This window comes from Leptolyngbya sp. NIES-2104, assembly GCF_001485215.1.
Classification (GTDB): domain Bacteria; phylum Cyanobacteriota; class Cyanobacteriia; order Leptolyngbyales; family Leptolyngbyaceae; genus Leptolyngbya.
The window spans coordinates 2,847,913-2,862,375 of record NZ_BBWW01000001.1 but is presented as its reverse complement, the minus strand read 5'-3'; the positions used below and the strand labels follow the sequence as shown (position 1 = coordinate 2,862,375).

At 45.0% G+C, this 14,463-nt stretch carries 13 protein-coding genes; 1 reads left to right on the top strand and 12 read right to left on the bottom strand.

Annotation, left to right across the window (positions count from 1 at the left end; all coding sequences use genetic code 11):
• From NIES2104_RS13325 to NIES2104_RS13305, 5 genes are read right to left on the bottom strand one after another with little or no spacing between them, the layout of a single operon-like run.
• Complete coding sequence (locus tag NIES2104_RS13325) at positions 1–1,059, bottom strand: glycosyltransferase family 1 protein (protein ID WP_058998663.1); 1,059 nt, start codon at positions 1,057–1,059, stop codon at positions 1–3.
• Complete coding sequence (locus NIES2104_RS13320) at positions 1,056–2,174, bottom strand: glycosyltransferase family 1 protein (protein ID WP_058998662.1); 1,119 nt, start codon at positions 2,172–2,174, stop codon at positions 1,056–1,058. The genes NIES2104_RS13325 and NIES2104_RS13320 overlap by 4 nt, the downstream gene beginning before the upstream one ends.
• Positions 2,171–3,133 (bottom strand): GDP-mannose 4,6-dehydratase, encoded by a 963-nt coding sequence (locus NIES2104_RS13315; protein ID WP_263970954.1) that lies wholly within the window; start codon positions 3,131–3,133, stop codon positions 2,171–2,173. Before NIES2104_RS13315 ends, NIES2104_RS13320 begins: the two co-directional genes overlap by 4 nt.
• 33 nt (positions 3,134–3,166) lie before the next feature.
• Positions 3,167–5,545: a glycosyltransferase family 4 protein gene (locus tag NIES2104_RS13310; protein ID WP_058998661.1), complete on the bottom strand. Its 2,379-nt coding sequence runs from the start codon at positions 5,543–5,545 to the stop codon at positions 3,167–3,169.
• Positions 5,546–5,576: 31 nt separating this feature from the next.
• Positions 5,577–6,503, bottom strand: a complete 927-nt coding sequence (locus NIES2104_RS13305; protein ID WP_058998660.1) for a class I SAM-dependent methyltransferase — start codon at positions 6,501–6,503, stop codon at positions 5,577–5,579.
• A gap of 265 nt (positions 6,504–6,768) precedes the next feature.
• On the opposite strand from NIES2104_RS13305, the gene NIES2104_RS13300 reads away from it, so the two are divergent.
• Complete coding sequence (locus NIES2104_RS13300) at positions 6,769–7,827, top strand: class I SAM-dependent methyltransferase (protein ID WP_058998659.1); 1,059 nt, start codon at positions 6,769–6,771, stop codon at positions 7,825–7,827.
• Between the two features lie 50 nt (positions 7,828–7,877).
• Here NIES2104_RS13300 and NIES2104_RS13295 read toward each other — a convergent pair whose 3' ends face one another.
• The 7 genes from NIES2104_RS13295 to NIES2104_RS13265 form a co-directional block, all read right to left on the bottom strand.
• Positions 7,878–8,918, bottom strand: a complete 1,041-nt coding sequence (locus NIES2104_RS13295; RefSeq protein ID WP_058998658.1) for a glycosyltransferase family 4 protein — start codon at positions 8,916–8,918, stop codon at positions 7,878–7,880.
• Entirely contained in the window at positions 8,915–9,340 is a 426-nt protein-coding gene (locus NIES2104_RS13290; protein ID WP_058998657.1) for a hypothetical protein, read from the bottom strand. The genes NIES2104_RS13295 and NIES2104_RS13290 overlap by 4 nt, the downstream gene beginning before the upstream one ends.
• Before the next feature lie 9 nt (positions 9,341–9,349).
• Entirely contained in the window at positions 9,350–10,699 is a 1,350-nt protein-coding gene (locus tag NIES2104_RS13285; RefSeq protein WP_058998656.1) for a hypothetical protein, read from the bottom strand.
• Positions 10,700–10,714: 15 nt separating this feature from the next.
• Positions 10,715–11,545: a TylF/MycF/NovP-related O-methyltransferase gene (locus tag NIES2104_RS13280; protein WP_058998655.1), complete on the bottom strand. Its 831-nt coding sequence runs from the start codon at positions 11,543–11,545 to the stop codon at positions 10,715–10,717.
• 84 nt (positions 11,546–11,629) lie between these two features.
• The gene (locus NIES2104_RS13275) at positions 11,630–12,904 is read right to left on the bottom strand and encodes an ABC transporter ATP-binding protein (RefSeq protein ID WP_058998654.1); all 1,275 of its coding nucleotides are present in this window, start codon (positions 12,902–12,904) and stop codon (positions 11,630–11,632) included.
• Between the two features lie 41 nt (positions 12,905–12,945).
• Positions 12,946–13,821 carry an ABC transporter permease gene (locus NIES2104_RS13270; protein WP_202815058.1) on the bottom strand — a complete coding sequence of 292 codons (876 nt, stop codon included), beginning with the start codon at positions 13,819–13,821 and terminating at the stop codon, positions 12,946–12,948.
• 28 nt (positions 13,822–13,849) lie between these two features.
• Positions 13,850–14,392, bottom strand: coding sequence for a hypothetical protein (locus tag NIES2104_RS13265; RefSeq protein WP_058998653.1), 543 nt, complete (start codon positions 14,390–14,392; stop codon positions 13,850–13,852).
• Positions 14,393–14,463: the final 71 nt, after the last annotated feature.

Genomic DNA, 14,463 nt, shown 5'->3' with positions numbered 1-14,463 from the left:
TTATAAATATCGTTTGAGAATTTCAGCGGTATGAGATGCCGTTTTTTGCCAACTGAATTGCGAAGCTCGATCGAGTCCTTTTCGTCTCATTTGATTCCGTAATTGGCTATCGATAATGATTGATTTCATGGCATCCGCGATCGCGCTTTCATCGTAAGGATCAATCAGCAAGGCAGCATCGCCTGCAACTTCAGGAATTGAAGAAAGATTCGAGGTAATGACCGGAGTTCCACACGCCATTGCTTCGAGGACAGGTAAGCCGAATCCTTCCCATAAACTGGGGAAAACAAGCGCGATCGCTCGATTGATTAATTCGGGTAGTTCTGCGTAAGAAACATAGCTGAGAAATTTAACGCGATCGACGATTTTTAGTTCTTCAGCTTGAGCCTTTAAACTCGGCGTAAATCGTGGATCGGGAGAGCCTGCAATCCAAAATTCATAGTCGTTTGGAAGTTTGGAAAAAGCGGTAAGCGATCGACCAATATTTTTATAAGCATCGTGTCTACCGACGTAAAGAAAATAATTTTCGGTTGGCAGATCGAGAAATTTGAAATGCTGATGGTCGTAGGCAAGGGGAACGATAGTGATCTTATCGGATGGAATTTTGTAGAATGCGATCGCATCATTTGCAGTCGATTCGGAATCGCTCAAAATGTGCTCAGCTTGATTCAGAACATGAGGAATATAGTGTTTGTAATACTGGGTTAAAGGCGATGTAAAGCGCGGAAATTTAAGCGGAATAAAATCATGCAGTGTCACAACATAGCGACATTTTGTAAAAATTGGAGCTTCAGGAATTGGAGAGAAAAGTAAATTACTCTGGAGATTTCTATAAATTCCAGGTAAGTTAAATTGTGTCCATTTAAGTCGATTAAAATGTCCTTTTGTCCCTTGATCGGGAGTCAGTTGATCTGAGATTTTATAACAATAATATTCAGGAAGATTTTGTCCGGTTAGCAATACAGGATCGAGCAGATTTAGACCAGGCAAAAGATTCTTTGCATAGATGGTATGCCCAGTGGGTTTCGCAGCTAGAAATGAGAGGTTGATTAGGATCACAGCATCGATCGATAAGCGTTCAAGGTTTCTTTTGCAGTCTTTTCCCAAGAGAACAATTTAGCTTGTTCTTTGCCTTTTTGGATGAGAGAATCGCGGAATTGTCGATCGCGAATCACTCGTAAAATTTCTTCGCTCAATTGTTCTACATTATTTGGATCAATTAAAACCGCTGCATCGCCCGCAACTTCTGGAAGCGATGAAGTATTACTCGTCACAACAGGCGCACCCAAGGTCATCGCTTCTAGTACGGGCATTCCGAAACCTTCATAGTGCGATGGATAAACGAAGACATCAGCGTTTTGATAAAACTCGGCAACTTGATCGTCTGAAAGATAGCTGAGATGTCGAATTGACGATCGAAAAGGCGATCGAGCAACCTGCTCAAAAATCGGTTCGTATAACCAGCCTTTTTGCCCAATTAAAATTAATTCATGTTCAATCTGATAATTTCGTTTCAGAGACTCGAATGCAGAAATTAGGGATTTAAGATTTTTTCGAGGCTCGATCGTGCTGACAAATAGAATGTAGGGCTGAGAAGATTCAGGTTTACTTGGAGCGAGCAAATAACGACTCGCCAAATGCGTCACCCAAATTCGTTCTGGATCAAAGCCTAAATATTCAACAATATCCTGCTTAGAACTCTGCGAAATCGTTAAAACTAAATCTGTCCATTGAAGACATTTCTTTAATCGATTTGTATAGGCTTTAACCGTTGAATTTGCATACTCAGGATATTTAACAAAACTAATATCATAAATGGTCATTACTCGACGGCTTTTCTGAACTGGAAAAACCGTGTAATTCGTTCCATGCACAATATCTGAATTCTCAGAAAAGCTGTTGAGTTGAGTAGAAAAGAGCGAAGGAGCTTCGAGAAATAAATTTGAAACTCGTACCGGAAATGGATAGAAACGCAGATTAGAATAATGCTGCAAATAATCTGGAAACGACAGATTTCTTTTGATCCAATTTTTCAATCCGGGCTGATAAACTAGCTCTAAATCGAATCCTTCACTTGATCGCAATGCAGTTAATCCTTGAATCAGATTCGAGACATAAAGCCCGATTCCGCTGGGCTTTGGCATCCAAGGAGTCACATCGATCGCAATTTTCATGACGCACTCAATTCCTTCAAATCCTGATCGACCATCAGTTCAACCAACTGTTTGAAAGAATACTCTGGCTCCCAGTTTAACTGTTTGCGAATTTTGTCGATCGACCCCACTAATTGCACTTCCTCATCCGGTCGATAAAAGCTTGAATCAACAGAAACAAATTCCTCCCAATTTAAGCCCAGACAATCGAAAGCAGTCTGAACTAATTCTCGAACCGAATGCGTCTCACCACTCGCAATAATGTAATCGTCCGGCTGGTCTTGCTGTAGCATCATCCACATGGCTCGAACGGCATCTTTTGCATAACACCAATCCCGTTTTGCGTCCAAATTTCCGAGCTTCAATTCTTTCGACAATCCCATCTTGATCATCGCCGCTCCCCGTGTAATTTTGCGGAACACAAATTCAGTTCCACGGCGCGGAGATTCGTGTGTGTAAGTCACGCCACAACAGCTATACAACCCATACTGCTGACGGTAATTAATCGTCATCCAGTGAGCGTACGCTTTCGCCACTCCGTAGGGATTTCGAGGACGGAAAGCGGTTCGCTCAGTCTGCGGTGACTCGTCCGGCTGCCCGAACACTTCGCTACTCGAAGCTTGATAAAATCTGGCATCCGACTTACAGCGGCGAATCGATTCCAACAATCGCGACACGCCCAAAGCGGTGTATTCAGCCGTTAAAGCAGGTTGCGTCCACGAAAGCGGCACATAGCTTTGAGAAGCCAAATTATAGATTTCGTCAGGTTGAGTATAAGAAATGGCATCCATCAGCGAACATTGATCGAGCAAATCACCGGACAAAATCTCGGCTGTTCCGGCTAAATGACTAATTCGATCGACATTTCCCGAACTCGATCGCCGTACCAATCCGTAAACGTGGTAGCCCTGTTCGAGCAACAATTCCGCCAGATACGATCCGTCTTGTCCGGTCAGTCCGGTAATCAGTGCTTTTTTCACAATCAATTCGTTGGATGAATACTGCTGAATGTTTTACCCTGAAGTCGCGATCGCGCTGATAAATTTATCTGCAATCACTCGCCAATCGAAATTTTGTTGAACCAAGTCTTTCGCTGCTTGAATTCGGGCGGATTGTGCCTCCGGAGACTCCGATCGCAGTTTCGCGATCTCCGCTCCAAACTGCTCCACTTCTGCGACGATACACTGTTTGCCAGGTTCCACACCGAGTCCTCGAATTCCAATTGGAGTCGAAATCACTGGGATACCTGCCGCAAAGTACTCTAGCATCTTTAAGTTTGTTCCTGATCCAAATGTCACAGGATTCAGCGCAACATCCGAAATTGAGAGCGCGATCGCCTTGGTGTCTTCATCGACTTCGCCTAAAAATCCAACGTTTGAAGGATAGTTCTTACCCTGAAATGCCCAGCCTGAACTGCCGACCACTAAGAAATACACATCAGGCAACGATTCCGCCACCTCGAAAATTGTCTCAATTGCCGCAAGATTCGGCGCGTGCCAACTACCGAGGAAAAAGGCAGTAAAGGCGGAACTAAGACCGAGCTGCTGTTTTATCCTTGCGCGATCGCGCAAGGACAAAAAGGGAATCGCCTCAGTGTCTACCCCGTTCGGCACTTCGACCATTTTGCTCAAATCCGCTTGGTAAAGCCGATTGAGCGATCGACCATCCTGCTCCGAGCACAGCATGATCAACTGACTGAGTTCACAGCACGATCGCTCAACTTCTTCGACCGATGCCAGCAATTTCTGTCCGGTTGGATTGTGCGGCAGCATTTGTTTTTTGAGTTCGATCTCAACATTGTGAGCTTCGTACCAAATCGGCTTTTGGCTCACGGCTCGAACCGCTGGCAGCAAATACGGATGAGAAACGACAATATAATCAGCCGTCTTTGCCGACTTCGAGAGCGCTTCGACGTAATCTGGAGTCAGATGATAAAGCTGCGGCATGGCGACATCAGTAATCGGCAATCCGACCTGTTGTTCGATCGCTTGTTCCTGGCGATGATGTTCTGCGGATTTTGGAATGCGAGTTTCCCACACGCGCAGAGCAATCTCACTTTGAAATGGCAATTGATCCGCATTTGTCAACGAAACGAATTCAATTTCAAATTCTTGGGCTAAGTGGCGATAAAGGTGAAATACGCGGCTCTGTCCCCCACCGCGTGCTGGAAATACTGGAAACGTTAACGCGATCGTCAATTTCTTGCGCTTTGGCAAATTGGAACGGGTTACAGATGAAGTATTCGTTCGATCGAGCAATCGATTGACCGTGTTTTCCCAAGTGATTGATTCGACCAGTTTTCGCCCAGCAAGTCCCATTTGTTTCGTTTCTGAGCGATGCTCGTAGAAATAATCGAGCCGTTCAGCTAACGCCATCGGGTCTGGTAAAACGGAAAATCCAGTTTCTCGATTGATCACAAATTCATTCGGTCCGCCTGCATCGATCGTAGTCAACACAGGCTTACCGCTCATCATCGCTTCGATCACGACCAGACCATAATCTTCGTCATACGGTAGATAAGGAACCGCGATCGCATTGGCATAAAGTCCGATCACATCTTCGTCATTGACAAATCCAAGAAATTCGATGCGATCGTCATCTCCTGCTAATTCTTTGAGTAACGCTGCATCGGGTCCGGTTCCTGCAATTTTGAGCTGCACCTTTGACTTCACAAATTGCATCGCCTCCACAAGCAATCGAACTCTTTTCGCACTATCTAAGCGACTAACTGTGAAAAAATATTCGCTTTCTCCTGGCTCGAATCGTCTCAAACTTGAAGGCGGATAAATCACATCGATCGAGCTTCCTTGAGGAAAATAATTCTGACGATTTGCCACATTATGAGAAATTGCAGCGTACTTCTGAATCACTCTAGAATCTAATCCAATTCGATCGAAACAATGAATCAGTTCTCGAACAAAAGCCCCTGGAAGTTGGGTGGCTTCTCCTGGTAACTTTCGCTTTGATTGTAATAGCTCAAGCTGCTCAAAAATCTCAGACAAATCGCTTCGTTGTGCTTGTTTAATCTGCTTTTGTAATCGATTGATTTCTGAATGGTTGCTGTTGAATTGTTCTGGTAAGCCTGTAAAATGATAAGTATCATACAGTCCCCGTAACCGATGCAGCATATAGCAAACATGATTCGGATGATTGACCATCCAAGCTGGATATTTCCCTGAAATTACCACATCAAAGTAGCTCAGATCTAACTCTGAGAACTGCTGATAACTGCGAATCAAATCAGCAAAATTTCGCTCTGGACTGGGCAGCTTAATTAACTCAGCTTGGTGCGGTGTATTTTGATTGATTTCTTCTTGTAACCCCCACCAAAGCTTTTCAGCCCCACCAATACAAAAGGGAACAGGACTCGGCGCAACGATCGCGATTTGCATAGCCTTCACAACCGGGACTACGTGACATCAATTAAAGGCGAGTTGCCGTGAAAGCAAATCGAGCATAAATCGAAGGATCAATTTCACTCGCGTTCGATAAATAAAAGAATCTAAATTGAAATTGATCTTGAACAGGACGAATGATTCGCTGAACAAATGTTTCAGGACTGTAGAATCGACCGTGACGATTTCCCCAACCTGAAGCACAGTAAATCGTCGCATTCGGATCGAACGGAACTTTTGCAGGGACGCTAATCGTTGGATCAGTTTGTACTGCTTCTCGATCGAAGACATAGAACGGCACGACACAAACCATTCCACCCGGTTTCAGCACTCTTGCTAATTCTTGAAATAGCCGAGTATCCGCATCTTGCTCAAAATGTTCTAAAGAACAAGTCAACGCCGCTTTTGTCGCAAACCCGTCCGGAATAGGCATCGAGCAGGCATCTCCGCCGATCTGATTGCCATTGATCCCTGCTGGATACATGATGTCTTGACTATAAGATACGGCTCCAGATAACCGCCCAAAAATTTCTGGCACCGGAGAATGTTCGCTGGCTAAATCAACGAAAACATCATCAGAACCAAGACCGAATAACGAGTAGCAAATGTAGTGTTCTAACGTTTTTTCCGGTTGATTGCCGCGATAGTATTCTGGATAGCGTTTAGCGTATTCTGCCTGATCAAAATATTGCTTATAGTGATCAATATCGATCGATAATTCTTCAAAGTGAATGCCGACTTGCTCACCCAATTTGATCACCGTTTCAACGACAGCGGGATCAGTGTTTCCTACTGCTTGATCCACCACCGATCGACCACTGCGTTTGAGATGCTCGACTCCTGCTGTGAAGTCAACCTTCGGAACGTGAGGACGATAAATATAGGGAGTTGGGCTTTCTTCGGGCTGTTTTCGCAACGATTGAATCGAGTTCAGCAAACCTTTGAGGGAAATCATGGATTCGCTCCACACACAAATGTCACCATCCTAATACCTTTTACACAACATTACGCGCTGAACTGCACGGGTATTGTAGCGATCGATATCGCTGATGTGTTTTGACGGAGAACAGTGATATCCGCTTCTATTCCGACATCACGGAATCTATCCGGACAGTTAGCGATTCTATGTTAAAACCTGCTGAAGGAGCGCAGTGGGTTTCGTCTGGAAAATAACCGTTGCATCCGTAGTAAGATACAACCGTTGTCGTGGAGCTTGCGTCTTGAAAAGTCTTGCGCGTCGATTGTTGAACTTGGGATTACGTCATCCCAAGATTCGTGCTTATGTCAAGGAGGTCGTGCGTCCTGAAGTGATTGGTCAGGCACGATCGAACTGGGAAGTTGAACACCAAGCCCAGCTCAATCAAGTGCGATCGAACCTTGAAACTGAACACCAAGCCCAGCTCAACCCGTTTTCAATCCTGGATTCACCGCAATTTCGCTTTGCGCCACCTGGACATTTTTACTCTCCCCTGCCTGACCTTGATTACATCGAATCAAATCTCCTAAACGATTCCGGTGCGATTCCAAGTCTCGGTTCTAGTGAACGAAAGCCGCTACCCGATCTTGAGCTTGACCTCGATCGTCAATTTGCGTTTTTGATGACGCTGCTCAAGTTCTACCCGGATGCTGCTGCGCTGTTTCCTGAATCACCTCCAGGTCAAACTCGCTACTGGTTTAACAATTTGTTCTACGGGTATGGTGACGGTATTATTTTGTTTGGAATGACCCGCCACTTTGCACCTCGCCGCATCATCGAAGTTGGGTCAGGTTTTTCTTCAGCCTTATTGCTAGATACAGTCGAACGGTTTGGCGATCGTGCAACTGAGTTGACTTTTATTGAGCCTTATCCCGACCGATTGCAGCAACTTCTGCGTCCTCAAGATACCGTTACCCTGATCGATAAACCTGTTCAATCTGTTCCAGCGTCTTTTTTTGAGCAGCTTCAAGCGAATGATATTTTGCTGATTGATTCTTCTCATGTGACCAAGACCGGAAGCGATGTCAACTATCTTGTTTTTGAAGTATTACCGCGCTTGCAGCCTGGAGTCGTCATTCATTTTCACGATATTTTTTCGTTCGAGTATCCGATCGAGTGGCTGCGTGAAGGACGCGCTTGGAATGAGGCATATTTGATCAGAGCGTTTCTTCAGTACAATTCGGCGTATGAGATTCTGCTGATGAGTAGCTATGTTAGCAGTCGATATGATGCCGAATTTGCCCGGCAATACCCGCTATTGACTCACATTCCAGGCTGTGCGCTGTGGTTACGCAAACGCTAAAGACTAGTTTTGCACGGGTCGAAACCGTTTTGAGCGACCCAGCATCGGTCTTAACTGAGTAAATTTTGGACAACGTTACTCCAAGAGATATTGAGCGCATGGTAGCGATCGTATCCCGCAACGCCCATTTCTTTCGCGATCGCAGAGTGTTCATAAAGCTGGTCAATTTTTTCTGCGATCGCTTTGGGTTCCGGTTCTACAATCCATCCCGTCTGCCCGTTCACCACAAACTCAACAGGCTCACCAGAATCCGTACAAGTAATTACAGGTTTTCGAGAGAGCATCGCTTCGAGCGTGACATACCCGTAATCTTCGTTGTATGGCGTGAAGAAAACACCTGTACAGTGCGCGTAAAAACTCAGCTTCTCAGCATCGGTTAACCTTCCCATCAAGCGAACTTTCTGCTGAAGTCCAAACTCTTCGATCAAATTTTGAAGATAAGGTTGCTGACCGCCTTCTCCACCGATTAAGGCAACCATTGGCGATCGCACAAATCGCATCGCTTGAATCAGTAAATCTTGCCGTTTCAGCGTCTCTAATCGGCTTGGAAAGAAAATATAAGGTTCCGCAGGTTTTGTATAAAACTGATCTGCAAATTGGGGTGGATGATAAAGCGGAGTAGAAGCGATTTGATTGAATTTTTGTAAGCGCCTTGAAACGGTTTTCGCGATCGTATAAACGCCCCGAAAAGTACTCAATGATTTCGTATCTTGCTCGGTAATTTCTTGTTTGAGTTGCTTTCCTTCTGCACTTCGAGAAAAGTCACCTGTAAACTCTGTATCCCATAGATCGTAAACGGATCGATGTTGATGCAAAATCCAAGCGACCTTATTTGGATGCTGCAAATAAAAGGCGGGAAATTTGAGACAAATGACTCGATCGCACTGATAGCCGTTCAGACTTTCAAAATTCTCGGATGCCCAAATTTTCATGCTGCGCTGGATTTCGGAAACAGGCGCAAATCGAAATGGCATCGCAATCAACTCGACAGAATGCCCTTCTGCCTGAATTGCCTGCATTAGTCCTTCAGCTAAGATTTCTGCTCCACCCCGAATAAAGGGCACTTGAACGGTCGCGATCGCAATTCTCATTCTTTATTCTCTAGCGCATCGATTCGCAGTTGTAAGTCCTGAAGTTCCGCTTGAAGTTCCGATACTTTTTTGATCAGACTTTGATTTAGCAATAAGGTTTCTCGAATCGCTTGATTCAGCGAAAGATTGACGGCTCTCTGCTCTTTGAATAGAAAACTATAAATCTTTAGCGCTACTTTTCCAAATCCATTTCCTGCATTCCAAGGAAACCGCTGTAGCTTTCCAGGTAGCTCGGTTCTAATTTGAGATTTCGCGCTGGCGGCGTTTAGGAGGGCTTCGATATTGTTCGATCGAATTCGACTGGCAGTATCTAGATTTGCAGATGGTTGATATTGCGCTACCGATTGTTTTTTGGCAGCTTCCTGTCGAATTTTCTCAATTAGAAAATCGATATTGACTCTCGTTTGTTCAGAATTACTCATCTCCTCAATTCACTCCTTTCGCAGCACGTTCATATCAGCTTGACCGAACCGCCGCTTGATTTTCCACCAGGCAGTTCTCATTTTCCAAAAAATGCTTTTTTCCATTTCTTCAATGATCTGTCTCAATCGAATTTGTTCAGTATCTGCATTTTGTTGAGTCTCTAGTAGTACGGTCTGCGTGTCTTTTAGTTTCACCTTAGTTTGTTCCAGCGTGGTTTGGGTTTGTTCAAAAGCAAGAGACAACTGATGATAATCTTGCTGAAGGTGAATGAGATGTTGATAAGCAGTTTGGACTTCTTCTTGCAGAAACTGAGTCGAATGGATTGAGTACTTTCTAGAATGGAAATATTCAGGTTGTTCAAAGGGTGAACCTGCAACAGCCGTTCCTTGTTTTAATTCTTCATAGTAGCCGCGACGCATTGCTTGAGTGATGGGAGTACGATCGCTAAATGTCGCAAATGTGTAAGGAAATTGCCGCGTTTCCTCGTATCCATTCTTTAGCAACTTCTCACGATACAGCTTTGCTAATTCTGTCCAAGGTGACTGATCTTTTTCTCGATAAAGCGGACTATGTTTTGAAACATATTCAGGATTATTAATATCCCAACCGCTAAAGTGCAAGAAAAGAACCGGATGCTGATTTACAACAATTTCGCCTGCTGCATTCCGTTCAAATTTTCGTTCATAAAAATTCCAGTGACCGATATTCGCGCCCGGATGTTTCACAAACTTAAAATCTGGAAAATAAAGCAAAACTAAATTTAGCCAGCGTTGATCAAGACTTAATCCTCTCGGATCACCGATCGCAGAATCCAAAAAACTGTAATACGTTAACCGATCCTTCCACCAATTCAGGAATTCTCGTGTTTGCTCAGTTCGTCTCAGCCCTAGAAACCCCGCATTACTCAATCCGTGCATTAAGATGCTCAATTCATGATCCACATCTTTTACATCGAGCGGAACACTGGAATGGGGAGTCAATAAAATTGAGGTTTCAGATAATGTTTCAAATAGCGTTTCTAGGGAATGACAAACCATGATGTCGCAGTCTAGAAAGACCCAATTTTCAGCCGTTGTATGTTCAATAATATATTCGTGCAACAAGCCTCGCAGCGCACAACACAATTCTAGCGGCGTGTAATAGAAACACATTTGTTCGATCGCTTTTTGATCCGGCAATTCTTCTAGCCGAATCACCTCAAATAGTTCTAATTCAGGCTCAAAGTAATCTTCAATGCGATCGGCAAGCAACACAAAAAGCTTACTCTCTGAATGGTGTTCCTTCAGCGTTTCCGCCAAAGTTCGAGCATAAGCTAAATAATTCTTAGTAACGATCGTACAAAAAATTCTTTCAGGCATTGTTCAATCAAGGCTTTATTTGATCTGTCCAGTTTTCTGCTTCAATGACCACCACTGCTGTCTTAGCCACCAAAACCGACTCGATTTAACGAATTGCAGTTCGTTTTGAGTCTGTTGGAGTTGATCAGTGAGAAATTCAATTTTCGATTCGAGGTCTGCGATCGTCGCTGCGGTCATCTGCTTTGGAACTTGCTGATCACCGTGAATGTGAGGAATCGCTTGACGATTATGCGATCGACCTTTAAACCAAAAGGCTTGATCAGGTCCAACTCGCTCTAAAACTGGCTTTTCTCCATAGCGCTGACAAAAATCATAAAACGCTTCACGACAGCCTTCCCAATAACCGAAGTCATCTAGCACAATACAGCCGCCCGGACTAATGCGTGGATAGAACGTTTCCAGCACCAACATTACCGAGTCGTACCAATCCGCGTCACAGTGCAGCAGTGCGATTTGTTCGGGCAAGTCCTGTTGCAACGTCGTCTCAAACCAACCAGGTTTAATCGTATAAGCAGTTTCACTCGTGCCGACTGCCTGCATCACTGCCTTGAGATCCGCGATCGCGCCCACACATTCTCCGACCCACCATTTGGCATCTTCGCCATCTTTCTCAGTCGTCGGCGGCAATCCCTGAAAACTGTCGTACAACCAAAGATGCCGCCTCTCGCCTAACCCCTTCGAGAGAATTGCAGCCGAGCCACCCTTGTAAGTTCCACATTCAACGAAATCACCCGGAATTCTTTGTGCGTTGAGATCCTCACAGAGTGCTGCGAGATTTTCCAGTCGATCGGGGGTACAAAGGGTATAAGGTCGAACCTGTTCTAGTAGGGATGAAGAGAGTGGCATTCTTTCTAGCTCAAAAGTGTTTTCCGCACAGTGCGGTGAGTGACGATGCGAACGAATCGCTTTTCATTGTATTAGATGCTGGTTTCAAACTTGTTTTAATCCTGGCGTTAGGGAATGAAGTTCAAACTGGGGCGCTAAATTTATCACTCCAGCCCAGAGAATTGCATCAGGATTCGGCAGAACTTTGAGCGTGAGCGACTCTTGCAGCACCCACACCCGCTCGAATCCACCTCTACCAATTCCACCATCAGCAACGCCGACCATGATCGTATAATCACCGGGCAACAAAGGGACTTTGAACAAAAATCGAGCTTCGATCGCACTTCCGACATCCACACGACCGATCGATTGATTCATACAGAAGGTGTTCGATTCAAACACGACTTCTCCAGTTCGGTTGCGAAGTTTGAAGCCAACATGCAAATCTTTTGCCGCCTCTAGAAGAAAAAGTCCGATCGCAAGCTTGATTTCTGAATCGCTAAACGTCGATTGTACGCTTTGATCGGATTCGTTTAAGACTCGAACAAATTCCACCTTGACGGCTTCAGACCGAATCGCGACAGAGGCATCGAGCGATTCGGTTGAATTCATGATCGCAATATCAACACGGCTCGGTTGATGGTCTAGCTTTTGTAATAGTTTTGCTTCGTATAAATCAACAACTTGGCGAGGAGTGGCATCTAAAATAAGTTTGCCGTGATCCATCAGGATTGCACGATCGCACAATTTACACACCAAGCCTGAATCATGCGAAACAAACAGCAATGTCACGCCTGAATCGCGCAATTCTTTAAGTCGCGTAAAGCATTTTTGTTGAAAATAAACATCTCCAACCGCTAACGCTTCATCGACGATCAAAATATCTGGATCAGTGTTGACCGCAACCGCGAACGCCAACCGAACAAACATTCCGCTAGAGTAGGTTCTAACAGGCTGATCGATAAAATCTCCGATATCAGCAAATTCAGCAATTTTGTCAAATTTCTGCGCGATTTCTTCCTGACTTAATCCGAGAATTCGACCGTTGAAAAATACATTTTGCCGCCCAGTAAATTCTGGATTAAATCCACTTCCTAGCTCTAATAGGGCAGAAATTCGTCCGTTTACAATCAGACTTCCACTAGTGGGTGTGAGTGTCTGAGTAATCACTTGTAAAAGCGTACTTTTCCCGGCTCCATTCTGTCCGACAACGCCGATCGTTTCCCCTTTGTGAATGTCCAAATCAACATTCTGAATTGCCCAAAACGGCTCAGCTCGACTTTTTCCGGGCAGCAAAATCTCTTTGAGTCGATCGACTGGACGAGCATATCGCTTAAAGCACTTTGAAACGTTTTTCAGGGAAATCGCGACCTCGCCCATAGCACTCCTTCCAACTCACTCCGTCATCTTAGCGTTCTGATTTACACCACATCCGCAAACGCCGGACGCAGCTTTCGATACACCACAAAGCCGATCGCAAACACAATCACCGAAATGCCATACAACACGCCGAATTCCTGCCAGTGCTGCACTTCTCCAATGAGGGCAAGATCGCGATAGATTTCCACGATCGTCGTCATCGGATTGAGCCAAAACACAAGGAATCGCCATTGTTCCGGGATTAACGAGGCAGGATACACGATCGGAGTGACATAAAACCAGAGGTTGAGCAAAACCGCGATCGTTTGGGGAATATCTCGCAGAAAAACGGTCAATGCTGCGACCAAATACCCTAATCCCGCTGTGAACAGCAATTGCGGCAACCAAATCAGCGGAAACAGCCACAACGTCGGGTGAATGACCTGACTACTAAACGCGACGAAGGCAATCAGCAGCACAATTCCAAACGTACTTTCGACAAACGCTGTGCAGATTGGAACCAACGGCAACAGAGCCACCGGGAAGACGACCTTTTTGATCAAGTTCGGCTGAACAATCACTGAAACCGCTGCGCCACTCAACCCACCTGTGAAAGCAATCCAGGGAATCAATCCCGCAAACATCCACAATCCGAACGTGAAATTATTTGCAGGTAATCCCGGCAAGTTCAACTTGACCCGAAGCACGATCGAGAACAAGTACGTATATACTAGCAACTGCGCCAACTGATTCAGAATTGACCACGCATTGCCCAACACTGAGCCTTTGTACTTCGCTTCTAAATCTCGCTGCACTAAGGTTTTCAGCAAGTCGAGTTTGACCCGCCAATGCTGCGGTATGGGCAGTAGATCTAAAATTCTTCCTAACTTCCGCGCCGTTACTTTCACAGGCTCCAGCACAACTCTTCTCAACTCCATTCACCGCAAATCGATTGTTGTCAGGATATCAATTTAGCAGCGCATGTTTGACCGCATCTAACATCGCCGCCTTTTGTTCCGCATCATATTTCCAGCGATCGAGAAACTTTTGATATTCGCCATTTTCTTGTTCGATCGTGCGTTTCATTTGTTCTAAATGCTGATCAACTTTGCTCGATCGCATCTGTCGAATCACCTCATTGGTTCGTCGCTGTGTCAGGGCTGAACCCGCCGCCAGTTCTGGGTTCTGATTGCGAGTATGCGTCAAAATCATCGCGGTAGACATGACGAGATTTTTGGTCAATAAGTCCCCAACTGTACCCTCAGATTTGAGTAAGGCTTCTACTACTGTCGGTTGGATTTGATCGATAAAATCGCGATCGTCGGTTAAATAACTGACAAAAAATCCGCGTGCGCCATTCTCACTTTGTACTAATGCGGTTATGATTCGTTCAAGTTCAGGTTCCGGCACACGACGTTGTTCGACTTCAGAAAGCACCGATTGAGTCAACTCGATCGCGCCTTCAAACGAAATCGAATCAGGAACGGAAAAGGTAGACGGAATCTCCATAAATACCTCTAGGTATGACTGTTCTCGTAAATTATGGCGATCATTTCATCTAAAAAACAGCCCAACGATCG